Annotated in this window: 15 protein-coding genes and 2 tRNA genes; 11 read left to right on the top strand and 6 right to left on the bottom strand. The window is 64.0% G+C overall.

What is annotated here, in order from left to right; translation table 11 throughout:
* Positions 1–72: 72 nt before the first annotated feature.
* From AWB81_RS17380 to AWB81_RS17390, 3 genes are all read right to left on the bottom strand, one after another.
* On the bottom strand, positions 73–1,299 hold the full coding sequence (locus tag AWB81_RS17380; RefSeq protein ID WP_087135037.1) for an MFS transporter: 1,227 nt from the start codon (positions 1,297–1,299) through the stop codon (positions 73–75).
* A gap of 350 nt (positions 1,300–1,649) precedes the next feature.
* Positions 1,650–1,736 (bottom strand) — tRNA-Leu (locus AWB81_RS17385).
* A 147-nt stretch (positions 1,737–1,883) separates the two neighbouring features.
* Positions 1,884–1,970 (bottom strand) — tRNA-Leu (locus AWB81_RS17390).
* A 277-nt stretch (positions 1,971–2,247) separates the two neighbouring features.
* On the opposite strand from AWB81_RS17390, the gene rnr reads away from it, so the two are divergent.
* The 7 genes from rnr (at position 2,248) to AWB81_RS17425 (ending at position 9,446) form a co-directional block, all read left to right on the top strand.
* A complete protein-coding gene (gene rnr / locus AWB81_RS17395; protein WP_062637527.1) occupies positions 2,248–4,716 on the top strand; it encodes a ribonuclease R in 2,469 nt (822 codons plus the stop codon).
* Between the two features lie 119 nt (positions 4,717–4,835).
* Complete coding sequence (gene rlmB / locus AWB81_RS17400) at positions 4,836–5,579, top strand: 23S rRNA (guanosine(2251)-2'-O)-methyltransferase RlmB (protein ID WP_062637528.1); 744 nt, start codon at positions 4,836–4,838, stop codon at positions 5,577–5,579.
* A gap of 7 nt (positions 5,580–5,586) precedes the next feature.
* Positions 5,587–6,414 (top strand): N-acetylmuramoyl-L-alanine amidase, encoded by an 828-nt coding sequence (locus AWB81_RS17405; RefSeq protein WP_062637531.1) that lies wholly within the window; start codon positions 5,587–5,589, stop codon positions 6,412–6,414.
* 8 nt (positions 6,415–6,422) lie between these two features.
* Positions 6,423–6,815, top strand: a complete 393-nt coding sequence (locus tag AWB81_RS17410) for a SirB2 family protein (protein WP_062637532.1) — start codon at positions 6,423–6,425, stop codon at positions 6,813–6,815.
* Between the two features lie 63 nt (positions 6,816–6,878).
* Complete coding sequence (rpiA, locus tag AWB81_RS17415; RefSeq protein ID WP_062637534.1) at positions 6,879–7,577, top strand: ribose-5-phosphate isomerase RpiA; 699 nt, start codon at positions 6,879–6,881, stop codon at positions 7,575–7,577.
* A gap of 217 nt (positions 7,578–7,794) precedes the next feature.
* Complete coding sequence (locus tag AWB81_RS17420; RefSeq protein WP_062637537.1) at positions 7,795–8,985, top strand: GAF domain-containing sensor histidine kinase; 1,191 nt, start codon at positions 7,795–7,797, stop codon at positions 8,983–8,985.
* Positions 8,986–9,212: 227 nt separating this feature from the next.
* Positions 9,213–9,446 carry a hypothetical protein gene (locus AWB81_RS17425; RefSeq protein ID WP_062637539.1) on the top strand — a complete coding sequence of 78 codons (234 nt, stop codon included), beginning with the start codon at positions 9,213–9,215 and terminating at the stop codon, positions 9,444–9,446.
* 107 nt (positions 9,447–9,553) lie between these two features.
* Here AWB81_RS17425 and AWB81_RS17430 read toward each other — a convergent pair whose 3' ends face one another.
* The 3 genes from AWB81_RS17430 to AWB81_RS17440 form a co-directional block, all read right to left on the bottom strand.
* Positions 9,554–10,969 carry an undecaprenyl-phosphate glucose phosphotransferase gene (locus AWB81_RS17430; protein ID WP_062637559.1) on the bottom strand — a complete coding sequence of 472 codons (1,416 nt, stop codon included), beginning with the start codon at positions 10,967–10,969 and terminating at the stop codon, positions 9,554–9,556.
* Positions 10,970–11,013: 44 nt separating this feature from the next.
* Complete coding sequence (locus AWB81_RS17435; protein ID WP_062637540.1) at positions 11,014–11,757, bottom strand: Crp/Fnr family transcriptional regulator; 744 nt, start codon at positions 11,755–11,757, stop codon at positions 11,014–11,016.
* An 884-nt stretch (positions 11,758–12,641) separates the two neighbouring features.
* Positions 12,642–13,676: a DUF1839 family protein gene (locus AWB81_RS17440; RefSeq protein ID WP_087135038.1), complete on the bottom strand. Its 1,035-nt coding sequence runs from the start codon at positions 13,674–13,676 to the stop codon at positions 12,642–12,644.
* Between the two features lie 411 nt (positions 13,677–14,087).
* On the opposite strand from AWB81_RS17440, the gene AWB81_RS17445 reads away from it, so the two are divergent.
* The 4 genes from AWB81_RS17445 to AWB81_RS17460 all read left to right on the top strand — a co-directional run.
* Positions 14,088–14,621 (top strand): GNAT family N-acetyltransferase, encoded by a 534-nt coding sequence (locus tag AWB81_RS17445; protein ID WP_062637542.1) that lies wholly within the window; start codon positions 14,088–14,090, stop codon positions 14,619–14,621.
* Between the two features lie 121 nt (positions 14,622–14,742).
* Positions 14,743–15,888 carry a glycosyltransferase family 4 protein gene (locus AWB81_RS17450; protein WP_062637544.1) on the top strand — a complete coding sequence of 382 codons (1,146 nt, stop codon included), beginning with the start codon at positions 14,743–14,745 and terminating at the stop codon, positions 15,886–15,888.
* Positions 15,889–16,588: 700 nt separating this feature from the next.
* Entirely contained in the window at positions 16,589–17,326 is a 738-nt protein-coding gene (locus AWB81_RS17455) for a FadR/GntR family transcriptional regulator (protein WP_062637546.1), read from the top strand.
* A gap of 141 nt (positions 17,327–17,467) precedes the next feature.
* A partial coding sequence (locus AWB81_RS17460; RefSeq protein ID WP_200822513.1) for a transposase domain-containing protein occupies positions 17,468–17,689 on the top strand: 222 nt, incomplete at its 3' end.

Genomic DNA, 17,689 nt, shown 5'->3' on the forward strand with positions numbered 1-17,689 from the left:
TCCGGATGGCGCCAGAATGCAGAAAGGCGCCCGGAGGCGCCTTTCTGTCGTCGCGTACAGCCTGGAGCAAAACTAGGTCGCCGCCCCCACGCCCCGCGCCGACTGCGTCATGTCGACTCCTCTGCGCTCGCGGCTGAACAGAATGAGCGCCGCGATCACCACCGCGACCGTCCCCGCGACGATCGCCATCGCCATCCCGTAGTTATTGCCGTGGCTGACCGCGAGCGACGCCTGCATCGTCGCGTTCACCGACGCGAGCAGATTCCCCAACTGATACACGAGGCCGGGAAACGTCGCGCGAATCTCGTCCGGCGAGATCTCGTTCAGATGCACCGGAATCACGCCCCACGCGCCCTGCACGGAAATCTGCATCAGGAATGCGCCCGCCGCGAGCGCCACCGGCCCGCTTGAAAACGCCCACAGTGGCAGCACCGGCAAGGCGATCAGCGAAGCAATGAAGATCGCTTTGCGCCGCCCGATCTTCTCGGACATCGTCCCGAAAAACAGCCCGCCGACGATCGCACCGATGTTCAGCGTGATCGTGATCAGCGAGACCGTGTGCGGATCGAAATGATGCTGCTCGCGCAGGAACGTCGGATAAAGATCCTGCGTGCCGTGCGAGAAGAAGTTGAACGCTGTCATCAGTACGATCGCGTAGACGGAGAGCACCCAGTTCTGCTTGAGCGTCTTGACGAGCCCGGGGCGCGGCTGCTTTTCCATCGCCTTGAACGCGGGCGACTCGGGTACGTGCGCGCGCACGTAGAGCACGAGCAGCGCGGGCGCCACGCCGATGAAGAACATTCCTCGCCAGCCGACGTACTGGTACAGCACGCCAAAGACGATCGATGCGAGCAGGTAGCCGCTCGGATAGCCCGCCTGCAGGAGCCCCGACACGAATCCGCGCGATTTGGGCGGCACGGTCTCCATCGTGAGCGCAGAGCCGACGCCCCATTCGCCGCCCATCGCGATGCCGAACAGCGAGCGCAGCACGAGCAGCGTCAGCAGGTTCGGCGACAAACCCGAGAGCAGTTCGAGCAGCGAATAGCACGCGATGTTGATCATCAGCGTCGGGCGGCGGCCGAACTTGTCGGCGAGGCGCCCGAAGATCAGCGCGCCGATGGGGCGCATCGCGAGCGTCAGGGTGATCGCGAATGCCACTTCGGGGATTTTCGTATTGAATTCGGCCGCTATGTCCTTCAATACGAAAACCATCAGGAAGAAATCGAAGGCGTCGAGTGTCCAGCCGAGATAGGCGGCAATCGTCACGTTTCTCTGTTCTCGCGTCCAGCTCATCGCCATGGTCTCCGGTTCAAATCGATTTGATTGGATAGCGATGCGGCCGGAAAAAGCGAAACCGTGATTCGGCGGGGACCGGCCGCACAGGGTGCCCGGCCATTGCGGGCACGAGCGAGTGTACGCCGCTGTTTAATAAACTGCTTGGAGACCGGTTGATTGATTCGATTCGGCGAATATCGCGGCTTTAATAATCGATACAGCCGTCATTCATATTCAATGCGATTTTCCGCGCGACGAATGAATATGAAAGTTTTAATGGGCCGTATAGAGGATGGCGCGCGCCGAAAAACAAAAAAGCCCACGAACCGTCGTTCTGTGGGGTTGATCGTTTTGCTGCGAAGCTGAAGGGACCTTGGTGCCCAGGAGAGGACTCGAACCTCCACGGTGTTGCCACCGCTAGGACCTGAACCTAGTGCGTCTACCAATTCCGCCACCTGGGCCAAGGGGTACAGCGAGTCCGCTATTCTAGCGGGTTGTGAAACCGTGTCAATCGAAAAGTCGCCGCGGCGGCGGCCGATCGAAGCCACTCATAAAGAAGCGACTCATGAAACGAAAGAGCCACCCGAAGGTGGCTCTTTCAAACATCTTGGTGCCCAAGAGAGGACTCGAACCTCCACGGTGTTGCCACCGCTAGGACCTGAACCTAGTGCGTCTACCAATTCCGCCACCTGGGCAAGGGTGCGTGTGCAGCAAAGAACGCAATTATATCGGGTCCAATCAGGCTGTCAAGCTTTTTGAGATCGCGGGCCGCGCGGTCCCGAACGGCCGTTGCGCCGGGGCGGCGAGCCTTGCTGCGTGGCCTTGTCACGCACCATGAAGGCTCGATGACGGGTGTTAGAATGACTCGCAGACATGGCGCGCCGATTCAGTCAGTCAGACAGGGCCAGCAAGGCCCGGCTAGCCATCCCGCTGCCAGAACCAGTCCAACGAGAAGAAATCATCGATAAGCCCTTGAGCAAATATCCGTATCCGATCCCGAGCCGCGAAGAAATTCTCGGCGTGTTGCGCACGAGCGAAACGCCGCTCGCCGCGAACGACATCGCCGAAGCGCTGTCGATCAAGCGCCAGGAGCGCGAAGGATTTTTCAAGCGACTGGGCGCCATGGAGCGCGACGGGCAAATCCGCCTCGACAAGCGCGGTCACTATCAGCTCACTCATCCCTCGAATTTCGTGGCGGGCCGCGTGCAGGGCCATCGCGACGGCTTCGGCTTCCTGATTCGCGACGACGGCCAGGACGACCTGTTCCTGCCCAACGGCGAAATGCAGAAGGTGATGCACAACGACCGCGTGCTCGCGCGCATCGTCGGCTATGACCGGCGCGGGCGGCCCGAAGGGCATATCGTCGAGGTGACGGACCGCGCGAACAAACGCATCATCGGCCGGCTCATCAACGAGAACGGCGCGCTCATCCTCGTGCCGGAAGACAAGCGCATCGGCCACGATATCCTCATCACGCAGAACGCGAAGAAGGCGAAGGTCGGGCAGGTGGTGTCGGTGGAGCTCACCGATTTCCCGAGCCGCCATTCGCAGCCGCTCGGACGCGTGGTCGAAGTGATCGGCGATATCGACGATCCGGGCATGGAAATCGAGATCGCGGTGCGCAAGTACGGCGTGCCGCACGAATTCAGCGACGCCGCGCTCGCGCTGGCCGCGAAACTGCCCGACGAAGTGCGTCCCGCGGATGTCCGCCATCGCGTGGATTTGCGCGACGTGCCGCTCGTCACGATCGACGGCGAGGACGCCCGCGACTTCGACGACGCCGTCTATTGCGAACCGATGGCCGTTGGCCGCGGCTCGGGTTATCGCCTGCTGGTGGCGATTGCGGACGTCTCGCATTACGTGCGTCCGAACGAGGCGCTTGACGTCGATGCGCTCGATCGCAGCACGTCGGTGTATTTCCCGCGCCGCGTGATCCCGATGCTGCCGGAGAAGCTCTCGAACGGGTTGTGTTCGTTGAATCCGCAGGTCGACCGCTGCGTGCTCGTCTGCGACATGGTCATCACCGCGCGCGGCGAGATCAAGGCGTACCAGTTCTATCCGGCCGTGATGCATTCGGCGGCGCGTCTCACGTACACCGAAGTCGCGGCCGTGCTGACCAACACGAAGGGACCGGAAGCGGCCCGCCGCGCCGACCTGCTGCCGCACCTGCAGAATCTCTACGGCGTCTACAAGGCGCTGCACGCGGCGCGCCAGAAGCGCGGCGCGATCGACTTCGACACGACCGAGACGTATATCGTCGTCAATGCGCAGGGCAAGATCGAGCAGATCGTGCCACGCCATCGCAATGACGCGCACCGGCTGATCGAGGAATGCATGCTCGCGGCGAACGTCTGCGCCGCCGATTTCCTGAAGCGCAACAAGCATGCGGGGCTCTATCGCGTGCACGCCGGCCCGACGCCGGAAAAGCTCGAGAACCTGCGCGCGTTCCTGCGCGGCGTCGGCCTCACGCTCACGGGCAGCGAGAAGCCGCACGCAAGCGACTACGCCGCGCTGATGGCGCAGATCCGCGACCGGCCCGATGCGCAGATGCTGCAGTCGATGGTGCTGCGCTCGATGCAGCAGGCCGTCTACAGCCCGGACAACATCGGCCACTTCGGTCTCGCGTACGAGGCGTACGCGCACTTCACGAGCCCGATCCGCCGCTATCCCGACCTGCTCACGCACCGCGCGATCTACGCGATCCTGCAGGGCAAGAAGTATCAGCCGTCGATCGGCCATGAGATTTCGCTCAGCACCGGCCTCACGAAGGCCGCGCGCGAAATGCAGAAGGCCGACGACGACTCGCGCGGCCGTTCGCGCAACAACGTCGCGATCTGGGAAGAACTGGGCCTGCATTGCTCGTCGAACGAGCGGCGCGCCGACGAAGCTTCGCGCGACGTCGAAGCGTGGCTCAAGTGCTATTTCATGCGCGACAAGCTCGGCGAGGAATACGGCGGGATGGTGAACGGCGTGACGTCGTTCGGCATCTTCGTGCAGCTCGATTCGCTCTTCATCGAAGGGCTCGTGCACGTGACCGAACTCGGCTCGGACTACTTCCAGTACGACGAGATCAAGAACGAACTGCGCGGCGAGCGCACCGGCATCCGCTACCGGATGTCGGACCGCGTGCGCGTGCAGGTAAGCCGCGTCGATCTGGACTCGCGCAAGATCGACTTCCGGCTCGTGCGCGATACGCCGGTGAAGCCGCCTTCAGGACGCATCGCACCGGGCGCGCCCGAGCATGCGGGAAGCGCTGCATTGGCGGGACCTCGCGTGCGGCCGTTTTCGGGCGACGACGAGACGCCCAGCACGCGGCGCCGCGGCGGCAGCAAGCGCGGCTCTGCTGCGCTCGCGACGACCAAGGACGCAGGCGCGGCGCGCAAGCACGGCGCGGCGCCGAAGCCGGCGTCGCCGGGACGGGCGGCGCGCAAGAAGCGCTGAACGGCGGGCGGTCTGCCGGCGGTGCGCGTCATGTCGAATGCGCGGCCCGATGCGCGAAAAGCGCGTCGGGCCGCGTTTGGTTTTTGTGGTTGTTTTCTTATCGAAGGTTTGGGTGAGTCATGTCACGTCTGAAGGTTCTCTACGGTTTTCACGCGGTCACCGCGCGCCTCAGGGCAGATGCATCGACGATCGAGGAAGTGTTGTACGACCCCTCGCGCAAGGATCGCCGGATGCAGGATTTCCTGCGCTCCGCGAAGGAAGCCGGCGTGCGTCTGATCGCCGCCGATGAATCGCGTCTCTGGGGCCTCGCGGGCAACGTCGGGCATCAGGGCGTCGTCGCGCGCGCGCACGACATGCCGCTCGCGCAGAATCTCGCCGAGCTGCTCGACGGTGTCTCGGGCACGCCGCTGCTTCTCGTGCTCGATGGCGTCACCGATCCGCACAACCTCGGCGCGTGCCTGCGCGTCGCAGACGCGGCCGGCGCGCATGCAGTGATCGCGCCGCGCGACCGATCGGCGGGCCTGAACGCGACGGCGGCGAAAGTCGCGAGCGGCGCCGCCGAAACCGTGCCGTACATCACCGTGACGAATCTGGCGCGGGCGCTGCGCGAACTGAAGGACGCGGGCGTGTGGGTGGTCGGCACGGCGGGCGAGGCGAGCGCGAGCCTCTACGACACGAAGCTCGATGGTCCGATTGCGATTGTCGTCGGCGCGGAAGGCGAGGGCATGCGCCGCCTCACCCGCGAAACCTGCGACGAGATCATGAACATTCCGATGGCCGGAACGGTCGAGAGTCTGAATGTGTCGGTGGCGAGCGGCGTGTGTCTCTTCGAAGCGGTGCGTCAGCGGTCGGTGAAGAAATAACGCATCGATGACGTTCCGTTTTGCCGCCGTCGCGCTCCTCTGTGCGCTTCTCTCCGCCTGCACCGTGACCCGGATCGACAGCGGCACCTACATCGCCGATACGAGCCATCATGCGACGAGCGCCGACTCGCGCGTGCGTTTCCTCGTGATGCACTACACGGAGATCGGCGAGGCGGGATCGATCGAAGTCCTGACCGGCCCGAACGTCAGCGCGCACTATGTCGTGCCGGACGCGCCGAGCGTCGAGAAGGGCGAACCGGTGATCTACCAGCTCGTGCAAGAGGAAGAGCGCGCGTGGCATGCGGGCGTCAGCGAATGGCAGGGGACGACGGAACTGAACGCGGCGTCGATCGGCATCGAGAACGTGAATCTGGGTCCGATCGATACGCTCGAAGGCCGCACCTGGCAGCCGTATCCGCCCGCGCAGGTCGATGCGCTCGTGCGGCTCGCGAAGGACATCGTCACGCGTTATCGCATTCCGCCGACGCGCGTCGTCGGCCATAGCGACGTCGCGCCGCAACGCAAGATCGATCCCGGCCCGCTCTTTCCCTGGCACACGCTGTACGAGGCGGGCGTCGGCGCGTGGCCAGACGATGCGGATGTCGCGCGCCATCTCGCGGACCGCGATCCGAAGGCGCCCGCGGACGTCAAGGCGCTGCAGGACAAGCTGCGGCGTTACGGCTACGCAGTCGCCACCGACGGCGTCCTCGACGAGAAGACGCGTCACGTCCTCAGCGCGTTCCAGATGCATTTCCGCCCGCGCGACCATGCGGGCGACGCGGACGCCGAAAGCGACGCGATCGCCGCCGCGCTGCTCGACAAGTATTTCCCCTGAGCCACGTCATGTCCGACTACTTCCTTCCGCTGCGCGCGATACACATGACCTGCGCGGCGCTGAGCATCGCGAGCTTTTTCGTTCGCTGGCTGTGGATGCTGCTCGACTCGCCGCTCCTGCACAAGCGCGCGACGAAGATCGCGCCGCATGTCATCGATACCGCGCTGCTCTTGAGCGCGCTCGCGCTCGTCACGATCATCGGCTTCGGCGCGAACGCGGCCTGGCTTTCGGCGAAGATCGCGGGGCTCGTCGTCTATATCGTGCTCGGCACCTTTGCGCTCAAGCGTGGGCGCACGAAGGCCGTGCGCGCGGTGACCGGCCTGCTCGCGATCGTGACGTTCGCCTTCATCGCGTCGGTCGCGCGCTCCCACGATCCGCTCGGTTTCCTTCGCGCGCTCTAGCCGGAGGCGCGGCGCCGCAGGTCCGTTAAAATCACGCTTTCCCCTCTCGCAGTCCCCACTCCCATGACTCAAGACGAACTCAAGCAACTGGTCGGACAGGCCGCGGCCGACTACGTGAACGCGAACGTGCCCGAAGGCGCGGTGATCGGCGTCGGCACCGGCTCGACGGCAAATTGTTTCATCGATGCAATCGCGAAGTCGAAGGCCCGCTATCGCGGCGCGGTTTCGAGCTCGCTTGCGACCACGGCGCGGCTCGAATCGCACGGCTTCAAGGTGTTCGATCTGAACGAGATCGAGTCGCTGCCGGTGTACGTCGATGGCGCCGACGAGATCGACGAAAGCGGCGCGATGATAAAGGGCGGCGGCGGCGCGCTCACGCGCGAGAAGATCGTGGCGTCGGTGTCGGACGTGTTCGTGTGCATCGCGGATGCGACGAAGCGCGTGTCGGTCATGGGGCGGTTCCCGCTGCCGATCGAAGTCGTGCCGATGGCGCGCACCGCGATTGGCCGGCGCGTGGCCGCGCTCGGCGCCGTGCCCGTCGTGCGCGTGCAGAAGGACGGCTCGCCCTTCATCACCGACAACGGCAACGAGATCATCGACGTGAAGGGCCTCGAGATCACCGATCCGCGCGCGCTCGAAGCGCAGTTGAACGCGTGGCCGGGCGTGGTGACGGTGGGCCTTTTCGCCGCGCGTGGCGCCAACGTGTGCCTGCTTGGCATGGACACGGGCGTCGAGCGGATCGACTACGTGCAACATCAGTGAGCCAATGAGTTAAGCGATCACTACGGATCGCTTCGACTGCCATCGCGCGCGCATCGGTTCATCGCCGTCGCGCGCGTCACTTTTTGTCCACGCGAGCGAATGTGCGTCAGCGCTCTGCGGGGCGCACGGGCCGCGCCAAAAAATCTCGAAAAAATAGCAGGCTGAGGTAGCATTGCGGGACAACTCTCACGCGAAAACGCTTGCTCCCAAGCCCACGATGAACGACAGCAAAGAAGCCATTGCACGCGATGTCGAGGCGATCAGCCGCATCGGCGCCGTGCCTTCGATGCTGCGTGTCATCTGCAAGAACACGGGCCTCGGTTTCGCCGCCGTCGCGCGCGTGACCGAGGGCAACTGGACCGCCTGCGCGGTGCAGGACGACATCCAGTTCGGACTGAAGCCCGGCGGCCAGCTCGACGTCAACACCACGCTCTGTATCGAAGCGCGCGCGGCACGCATGCCGGTCGTGATCGATCACGCGAGCACCGACCCCGTCTACAGCAGTCACCACACGCCGCGCATCTACAACATCGAAAGCTATATCTCGGTGCCGATCGTGCTGCCGAACGGCGAGTATTTCGGCAACCTGTGCGCAATCGATCCGCGTCCGCGCGTCGTCTCCGACCCGCGCACGGTCACGATGTTCACGCTCTTCGCCGAGCTGATCGCGCTGCAACTCGACAGCGAAGGGCGCCATCGCGCGGCCGAATCCGCGCTCTTCGACGAGCGCGCGACCGCGGAGCTGCGCGAGCAGTTCATTGCGGTGCTGGGCCACGACCTTCGCAATCCGCTCGCGGCGGTGTCCGCGAGCGCGGAACTGCTCGTGCGCAAGAGCAGCGAGCCCGAATCGGTTTCCATCGGCCGTCGCCTGCAGGCGACCGCGCGCCGCATGTCGCGCCTGATCGACGACGTGCTCGATTTCGCGCGCGGCCGGCTGGGAGCGGGCATCGGTGTGACGCTTCAGCCCGAGGACGACCTGCGCACTGCGCTCTGCGACGTCGTGTCCGAACTACGCGACGCCAATCCGGGCCGCACGGTGCGCGAGAACATTTCGATCGCCCAGCGCGTGTTCTGCGACCGCGGACGCTTGCAGCAACTGCTGTCGAATCTGCTCGGCAACGCGCTCACGCATGGCGCACGCGACGAACCGGTCATCGTCGAGGCGGCGGTCGATGGGGACTGCGTCGTGGTGTCGGTGGCGAACGGCGGCACACCGATCGCCACCGACGACCTGCAGAAGGTTTTCGAGCCCTACTGGCGTCCCGCGACCAGCAGGCCGGGCGGCGGCCTCGGGCTCGGGCTCTATATCTGCGCTCAAATCGTCGAGGCGCATGGCGGCATGCTGGACGTCACGTCGTCGGCGGAAGAGGGCACGCGTTTCATCGCACGGCTGCGCATCTGCGGCTGAGGTCTCGCTTCGTTGGGCTTCGTGCGCGACGCGCGGCGTGATCGCGGCGACGCACTGACGATCCGCTTCTTGCCGGCAGGGTTCCGGTACTGTTCTTGCTGCAACGAGAAGGAAATTTGGGGCGACGCCCACGGAGGCGCGCGGCTTCGCTGGCCATCATGCGGGCCGCGCTCGAACCGGGCGCTCGAAGTCGACGTACAACCGCCAATCCTGAATTCCAACATTCGATGCATTCCGATCTCCGATACGCACTCGATACGGCCTACCAGCAGCTGAGACAGCTGGAGCCGTCACCGGCCGACTTCGCGAGCAGCTATGCGCTGTGCCTCGGCATGATCATGGGCGGGCGGACTTGCGGCGGGATGTCGAAGGACGAAGCAGCGGTGGAGCGCGCGCATCTGTCGATGCTTGCGGCGCTTTATGAAATCCGCCTGGTCGTGCGGAGCGAATCGGGGAGGTAGGATCGTCGGGACCGATGCAAATGAGAAAGGCCCGGCAGCATGCTGCCGGGCCTTTCCTTTTCTGGCGGCTCGTCCGCTTGCCACCCCTTGCGGACTCGCCAGTCTCCTCAATAAGCGTTGCGACTCACGAATCCCTTGAACATCGTGATCGCGACGATCTTGATGTCGAACCAGAACGACCAGTTGTGGATATAGAAGAGGTCGAACTTCACGCGGCTCTCCATCTTCTCGACCTTGGTCGTCGCGCCGCGATATCCGTTCACCTGCGCCCAGCCGGTGATGCCTGGCTTGATCCGGTAGCGGAACATGTAGCCGTAGACGAGATCCTTGTAGAGGTCGTCGTGTTCGATCGCATGCGGGCGGGGACCCACCACCGACATCTGCCCGAACAGCACGTTCAGGAACTGCGGCAGTTCGTCGAGACTCGTGCGCCGCAGGAATGCGCCGATCTTCGTCACGCGCGGATCGTTGCGCATCGCCTGCGTCACGTGGCCCGCCTGTTCCTTGTGCATTGCCATCGAGCGGAACTTGTAGATGCGAAACGGCCTTCCATCCGCACCCTTGCGAAACTGCGTGAAAAGCACCGGGCCCTTCGAGGTCGCCTTGATCGCAATCGCGATGCAGATCAAGAGCGGCGCGAGCGCGGTGAGCGCGGCGGCGGCGAAACAGCGGTCGAACAGCAGCTTCGGCCACATCTGCAGCGTGCCGACGGGCGATGTCGTCAGGTTGATGGTGGGGAGGCCCGCGACGTCGGTCATCGAATGATTGAAGAGCGACATGCTGCGCGTGTCCGGAATGAGGCGCAGGTTCACGAAGTCATGGCGCATCGCGTGGACGAAGCGATAGATCGTGTGCTCTTCCGACAGCGGCAATGCGAGCCAGATTTCGTTGATGCCTTCTGCGCGTACTTTCGCGACGAACTCGTCGAAGTCGTTCAGCACCGGCAGTCGGCCCGCACGCGTGTTGCCCGCGCCGCCGGCACGGCTGATCCCGCTTGCATGCAGCGCTTCGTTGCCGCTCGTGTCGAGCAGGCACACCGGTGTGAAGCCCTGGCCCGGCGTGCGGTTCAGATGGGCGAGCAGCGTGCGCGCGAAGCCCTGCGCGCCGACGATCGCCACCGTGCGCTGGTTCAGCCCGCGGCTTCGCATCACGCGCAGGCCGAGATACACGACGCACTTCGACGTAATGATCATGGCGCCCGAGATGATCGTCGAATAGGCGAACCAGAGGCGCGATACCGCGTCCATCCGATGCAATGTGAATGCGAGCAGGAGGCTTGTCGCGGCGACCGCTATCCACGCGAGCGCAACGCGTGCGAGCATCCCCGGCAGCGCCTTGCCGCGCCAGGTCTCATAGACGCCGAAGCTCGGAAAAAGCAGCAGCGCGAGCACGCTGTTGAACGCGATCAGGAGCTTCTCGACGTCGCTGAAATCGCTCGACGACGAGAAGCGCATCGAATGGGCGATCAGCCCGCCCGCGACAATCAAAGCGACGTCGAGACACCGGGCAGTTCGGTTGAACATCATGGTCTAGCTCCCCGCAGGCCACTCATTGCACGCTCTTGTTGTCAGGCGTTCGTGGTCGAGGGTTCGGTCGCACGCAGGCGCGGCAGCAGGCGGTCGAATTCGCGCTTCACGAGGCCGTAGCATTCGCATGCACGCGCTTCGAGTCCTTCGCGATCGACGACCTTGATGCAGCCGCGGCTGTGATGAATGAGGCCTGCATCGTGCAGCTTGCCGGCCGCTTCGGTCACGCCTTCACGGCGCACGCCCAGCATGTCCGCAATCAGTTGCTGCGTGACTTGCAGTTCGTTCGACGCGGTGCGGTCGATCTCGATCAGAAGCCAGCGGCAAAGTTGCTTGTTGAGCGAGTGGTGCCGGTTGCATGCCGCCGTTTGCGCGACTTGCGTGAGCAGCGCCTGCATGTAGAGCAGCATCAGGCGGCGCAGGAAGTCAGAGCGGCCGAACTGCTCGCGCAGTGCCTGCGCGCTCATCCGGTACGCGAAGCCGGGGCATTGCACCTGCACGCGCGTTGGCATCGTTTCGCCGCCCGTGAGGACCGGCACGCCCGTCATGCCTTCGCGGCCCACTGCGGCGATCTCGACGGAACCGCCGTCTTCCATCGTATGCAGCAGCGAGATGATCGCGGTGGTGGGGAAATAAACGTGATGAATGCGCTGGCCCGAATCACACAGCAGTTGTTCGGTGCGAAGTTGAACGAGTTCGAGGTGCGGCGTAAGTGCTTGCCATTCGTGCGCCGGAAGCGCGCCCAGCAAATGGTTTCCATGCAGGTCGGACTGGAGGGTCAGCATGATTTTTTCTCTCGTAACTTCGCGCATTGCGCTTCACTATTTTTTTACTGGCGCAAATCGTTCGAGAAGTGTCGGTGCGACTGCTTCTGAAACTTTTCATCGCCAGCCCCGTAGCAACCCCGCCGTCGCTTGATTGTGTTGTTCTTTGCGTCGTGCCTGGTTGCGCCACTCATTTAGCGAGGACCGTGCCAATCGGGGCAACGCCAATGCCACCATGGGGCCACTTAAAAAAGGCCATCCTTGACGCAGCGCAGCGAAGCGTTTTTGTTTCAGTCTTGAACATCGCTGGTCTTAGGAATCGTGGCCGATTGGCCTCCGTTTTGTCTGTCAAATGCCCGCCAGACGGGCATTCCAGCTTTTGTCCCTCCGTCCGACAAGCCTCTCGTGCCTGACCCCCTCCGAATCGCCCCCTCCTTTTGTAGGGAGTTTGAAAAATGATTCATTCGTGTTCCATCCGCTGCGTGCCCTATCGAACGCAGCCGGTTCCGGAGCAGCCCTGAATCACCCGCAGCGCCTTGCAGGCCGGGCCGAAGGCCCGCCGGGCGGCGCATTGCACCGGATTGCACGGTTTGCCGTAAATGTTTCGCAGAGGGCACCCGCACGGTGCGGCCGGGAGTTGCAGCAAAGAAATGCCGCGAACCTGGCAGCGTCCGCCGAAGCACGCTGATAGGGCATGAGCGGGCCGATCGGGTAATCGTGTCCGCTCTTTTGGGTCGACAGGCAACGTTTGCGCGCTGCACCTAGCCTGGGCGAACCGGCTCGCTTGCGTGCGTCGACTCGGCGCGCACGGAAATGTTTCACTTGGCGACAGTGCGTACGACCGTTCTGCGGAGTCCCTGCTATTTCGCTTTGCAGCATTGATGAATCAGGCCTCAGCGGAGCATTCAGCACACCATTGCCGCGAGCACGGGGACCGTACGCTCATAAGCGCGTTCGAGCACGTCGAAAGATGCTTCGCAGTGATCGCGCCGCTGCCGCGAAAGCGCGCGAGCGAGCTTGCATTGCAGCACCATCGATTCGCTCGCGATCTTCTGCGCGCTCACGTGCGCTTCGTGAGGGATGTCGAAGCCCTGCTTGCGCATCCAGCCGAGGTAATGCGCGAGGAACTCGAAGTTCGATCCCAGTTGCCGCATCACGTTGGACGAATACTGCTGCACGTAGGGCTCGCCTCGCTCGAGCATCGTTTCGACGTGGCCGGGAAACGCCGCGCGCCAGCTGCTCACCGGGTTGCCTGAAGGACGCCGCAGCAGATGCGCGCAAAGCGTATCGGCGGAAACTTCAGCGAGCGCGGTGCCCGTGAGCGCTTCCCGCGCATGCTTCACGAATTCCACATGCGGAAAGAGCTCGCCTGCCGCGCCCTCGACGTCCGCGCGATGCAGCACGCGGTCGTAGTCGTCGCCAGCGAGCACGTAGTAGCCCGTGTTGTGGAAATAGCCGAGACGCCGCGCTTCCGGATCGATGGCGTCGACGCCGATGGTGGTCTTCACGTGCGCACGGTGGTACGCGATCGAGCGCGTGTCGGGCAGGTGGAACGCGTCCACTTCGATGAGCACGGTGTTCGCGCGACGCGTCTGCGTGAGCACGCGTTCCTCGAGCGAATCGAAGATCGACAACTCCTGCACCTGCAGGCCGAAGAGCTTGTCGATGTCGTCGAGAGGCAGGCGCGGCAGCGTGAACTGGTCGTCCTCGAAGTCCTGCGTGACGGTGAAGGCGAGCGCGGAGCGCGGCTCGAAACCGTAACCGTGAAGCAACTCGATCCACAGATCGACGTGGGAGTCGGTGTCGTGCCAGATGCGCTCGCCGCGATGCAGCGCATGCGTTTGATGGCGACGCGCGCGCACCTTCAGCGGATCGAGACTGACAACGCGCGCACGGCCCGGATCGGAGCCGGATGCATTGGTGACATGGAACGCGCTCATGCTGTTACCTCGAGGCGAACCGTCATACGTGCGATGCAGTAGCGCGCGACGTTCAAGTGCGCGACGCTGCCTACATCGGTGGCGGTGTTCATGTGGATTTTCCCATGTCGGTGAGGGTAGCGCGAGCGGCAAAACGCAATAGCCGATGCGCTTTTGAAGGCGCGGCAGGCAAGTGCTTATGTCATACGTGAAACGCGCGCAAAGCCGCGCCGGGCCCGTCAAGAAGCCCGCATGCATGAGATGCCTGTCGCCATGACGTCGTTCCCCGCGACGTCATGTGTGGTTGGGCTTATTTAACGAATCCGCATGCTGGAGCGTCGGTGCGATGGCGCACTGATTAACGCCTCTCCGGGACGTAACGTGTAGACGTCGCAACGCCGGCCTGATGCCGTCAGCATGGAGACCAAATTAATGAACTGGAAAACACTGGACTTCGAACAACTCACCGCCCGCGAGCTGTATCTGATTCTGCGCGCGCGTAGTGCCGTGTTCGTCGTCGAACAGTCGCACGTGCATCTCGATGCCGACGGCCGCGATGAAAGCGCCGTGCATGTGTTCGCAACCGAGGACATGACGCGGCCGATGCCCGTGCTCGCGTATGCGCGCATTCACGAAGGCGATGTCGAGGATCCCGAAGTGGTGGTCGACAAGATCCTGACGAGTCCGCTTCGGCGCGGCGACGGGACCGCGGAGGTGCTCATCGAACGCGTGCTCGCGGTGGCGGCGGAGCGCTGGCCGGGCCGTCGCGTGCGGATCTCGGCGCCGGTGAGCCTGCGTGAATTCTACGAAGCGTTCGGCTTTCGCAAGACGGAAGGTCCGTTCCTCGACCACGGCATGCCGTTCATTGGACTGACAAGAAAAAGCCGCCAGTCGCGCGATACCGCGGGACCTGCAAAATCGCAGGGCGTACGTGCAGGCGCGTTCGACACGTTCGAGCTGCTCTGACCTCCGCCGCCGAAACATCACAAGGAAGAACCCACCGGAACCCAAGGCGAGCCGCGACGCGATCCGAGCCACGATTCACTCATACGATTCACGCCGATCCCCGTCCCTCGACCCGGACCTCATGAAAATCGTCCACCTCGCCAACCATGCGCAAACGATCGGCAACGGCACCGTCAACATGATGGTGGACCTTGCCTGCGTACAGGCACGCACGGGCCATGACGTGGTGGTGGCGTCGTCGGGCGGAGGCTTCGAGCCGCTCTTGCGGCGCCATGGCATCAATCACGTGCTGCTGCAGCAGTCGCGACAACCGTGGCGTGTGCCATCGATGGTCGCGGGCTTCAATCGTCTCATCGATCGTTTCGATCCCGACATCGTTCACGCGCACATGATGACGGGCGCGCTCGTCTCGCGCTTCGCAGGAATGCGGCGGCGCTTCGCGCTCGTCACGACCGTGCATCACGAATTCCAGAAGAGCCCGTCGATCGTGCGCTGCGGCGACCGCATGGTCGCGGTGAGCGAGGCCGTCGCGGCGTCGCTCGTCGAGCACGGCATGCTGCCCGAACGGCTTTCCGTGGTGAGAAATGGCGCCGTCGATGCGCCGCGCCTCATCTGCCGTCCGGCCGCGCGGCCCGTTCGTCTGAAGCATCCCAACGTGCTCTCGGTGGCGGGCATGTTCCGCAGGAAAGGCATCGCGGACCTGCTGCACGCGTTCGCTCAGGTTTGCTCGGAGGCGCGCGACGCGCCCGAGTTCATGAAAGACCCGCACCTGTACCTGGTCGGCGACGGTCCGGATCGCATGTCGATGGAAGAGCTCGCGGCAGAACTCGGCATCTCGGATGCCGTGCACTTCGTCGGGTTCGTGGCGGACCCGCGCCCGTATCTCGCGCAGACCGATGTCTTCGCGCTGGCTTCGCACTCCGATCCGTGTCCGCTCGCGATCGCCGAAGCGCGCGAGGCGGGTTGCGCGATCGTCGGCACGCGCGCCGGCGGCATCCCGGAACTGCTCGAAGGCGGCGCGGCCGGCGTGCTCGTCGATCCGGGCGAGCCGCAGCAGCTCGCCACCAAGTTGCGCTGGCTCCTGATGGACACGCACGCGCGGGCGCAACTCGGCGCGCGCGCGAAGCGCAATCTCGAGAGCCTGTCGGTCGAGCGCGTCGCCCGCGAGTACATGGCGATCTACCAGCGCACGCTTGCCGAGCGCGTGGCGATGGACGAGCGGCGTGCAGCGCAGGGCGCGCGGCGTGCCCCGGACGGTGCGATATGAGCCGGAATCCCGCGCGCGACATGCCACCGCCGTGCCGCCCGGATCCGGGCGGCGACCGGACATCGAATCTTGCGGCGATCCTTACGGATCGCCGTTTTGCATTCAGGCGGCACGAAATCGTTTGCGCGGCAATGCAGCACAGTTACCGGGCGCACGTGAGCAGACAATACGCCCTTCTGCAAGCCAAAGCGTTCGGGTGCGCACAGAAGGACCAGTGGATGCTTGGTCAAATGAATGCGAGACCGATTCGATTTCCGAAACGATTCGAGACTCGCCGCGCAAGCGGAACATGCCTCGCCGCCTTTCTTCAGTTTCACTGACGAAAGGCGGCGTGTGCGCGGACGATCGCCGTGATTCGTCCGACGAAGCAGGCGCGACAAACGAGGCTGTTGAAGCCGATGAAGCTGACGATTCCGAGCGTCGCTTCCAACGTGAGCGGGCAGAGAGCGGGAGGGAAGGTCGCGGTGGATACACAAAGGGCGCGGGGCGATATGTGCGGACGACCGCTGTTGCGGACGAATCGAGAGGGAATACCCTGTCAGGACTTTCCCAACTGGATTTCGAATGAGCGAAGACGCAACGTATCAGGCACGGCAAATGCCCCTTGGGGGCCGTTGCCGAGCTTTTCGCAGCTTGGGGAAGCGCGAAGGCGATGCGCGAGAGGCATACGGCTACGGTCATGCGCAAGGGGAGAAGCGTGATGGATGAAAACAAAGAGCGGTCGCTGGTGGCGAAGGTGATGGACGGGCTCGTCTCCGGCATCGTCGAGCAGAAATATGGCGCGATACTGCCGCCACAGGACATTTTGTCCAAGGAATTCGACGTCAGCCGCACCGTAATGCGCGAGGCGCTCAGTATGCTGCTCGCCCGCCATATGCTCGACGTGAGGCCGAAGACCGGCACGCGCATCCGCCCGATGAGCGACTGGCGGCTGATCGACGAGGATGTGGTGAGCTGGCGCTTTCGTGCAAAGCCGGATCAGACGTTTCTCCGCGATGTAATCGAATTCCGTATGCTGATCGAGCCGCGCGCGGCAGCGCTTGCTGCGGTGCGTGCGACGCCCGAGGAGGTCGCCGGCATCCGCGATGCGCTCGACTCGCTCGGGCGCCTGCAGGTCGGCGAACCGGAATACCAGGCCGCCGACGAGGCGCTGCACACGCGCATTGTCGGCGCGAGCGGCAACCAGTTCTTCCGCCAGATGACCGCGATCGTGCGCGGTGCGCTGGTGACGGTAAATCCGATCGTCGACGGCATCGAGTCGGTGCGGGAGGCCACGCTCGCAGCGCAGCGCAGCGTGGTCGAGGCGATCGAGGCAAAGGACGCCCAGGGCGCCGAGCGCGCGACACGCGCGCTGATCGGTATGGCCGCCGAGGAAGTGGGGCGTGCGTTCGCGCTGGATCGAAGCGGCGAAAATCCGCCGATCGGGGCGTCGGCTTGAAAAGCGTCTGAAGATCGAGCGGTGCTGTAAAGAAACCGGGGCTTGCCCCTAATGCCGTTCAGTTAAGCACTGGACGGCATTTTAATTTTGGTGCGGGAAGTGGTTGTAAACGTTGCGCCGAGCTGTTAACTTTTCGGAGCGATGCTTGCCAGCCACCTCACCTACCTGATCGAAGCGCAGCAGCCGGCCGACCTGCGACAGTTGGCCGAACATCTGCCCTACGAGTGGATCGACCGTGCGGTCCAGGCGACCGGCACAGCGAGTATCCGGCGCCGTCGCCTACCGGCTGAACAGGTGGTGTGGCTGGTGATCGCACTGGCAATGTACCGGCACTGGTCGATCAGCGAGGTGCTCGACAGTCTC

Origin of the sequence: Caballeronia arationis, from assembly GCF_001544975.2 — a bacterium.
Taxonomy (GTDB): domain Bacteria; phylum Pseudomonadota; class Gammaproteobacteria; order Burkholderiales; family Burkholderiaceae; genus Caballeronia; species Caballeronia arationis.

Excerpts from the sequence above, each read along its gene's own strand:
- AWB81_RS17380 (WP_087135037.1), bottom strand. The coding sequence starts at position 1,299 with ATGGCGATGAGCTGGACGCGAGAACAGAGAAACGTGACGATTGCCGCC.
- rlmB (WP_062637528.1), top strand. The coding sequence starts at position 4,836 with ATGTCACGTCTGAAGGTTCTCTACGGTTTTCACGCGGTCACCGCGCGC.
- AWB81_RS17405 (WP_062637531.1), top strand. The coding sequence starts at position 5,587 with ATGACGTTCCGTTTTGCCGCCGTCGCGCTCCTCTGTGCGCTTCTCTCC.
- AWB81_RS17410 (WP_062637532.1), top strand. The coding sequence starts at position 6,423 with ATGTCCGACTACTTCCTTCCGCTGCGCGCGATACACATGACCTGCGCG.
- rpiA (WP_062637534.1), top strand. The coding sequence starts at position 6,879 with ATGACTCAAGACGAACTCAAGCAACTGGTCGGACAGGCCGCGGCCGAC.
- AWB81_RS17420 (WP_062637537.1), top strand. The coding sequence starts at position 7,795 with ATGAACGACAGCAAAGAAGCCATTGCACGCGATGTCGAGGCGATCAGC.
- AWB81_RS17425 (WP_062637539.1), top strand. The coding sequence starts at position 9,213 with ATGCATTCCGATCTCCGATACGCACTCGATACGGCCTACCAGCAGCTG.
- AWB81_RS17430 (WP_062637559.1), bottom strand. The coding sequence starts at position 10,969 with ATGTTCAACCGAACTGCCCGGTGTCTCGACGTCGCTTTGATTGTCGCG.
- AWB81_RS17435 (WP_062637540.1), bottom strand. The coding sequence starts at position 11,757 with ATGCTGACCCTCCAGTCCGACCTGCATGGAAACCATTTGCTGGGCGCG.
- AWB81_RS17440 (WP_087135038.1), bottom strand. The coding sequence starts at position 13,676 with ATGAGCGCGTTCCATGTCACCAATGCATCCGGCTCCGATCCGGGCCGT.
- AWB81_RS17445 (WP_062637542.1), top strand. The coding sequence starts at position 14,088 with ATGAACTGGAAAACACTGGACTTCGAACAACTCACCGCCCGCGAGCTG.
- AWB81_RS17450 (WP_062637544.1), top strand. The coding sequence starts at position 14,743 with ATGAAAATCGTCCACCTCGCCAACCATGCGCAAACGATCGGCAACGGC.
- AWB81_RS17455 (WP_062637546.1), top strand. The coding sequence starts at position 16,589 with ATGGATGAAAACAAAGAGCGGTCGCTGGTGGCGAAGGTGATGGACGGG.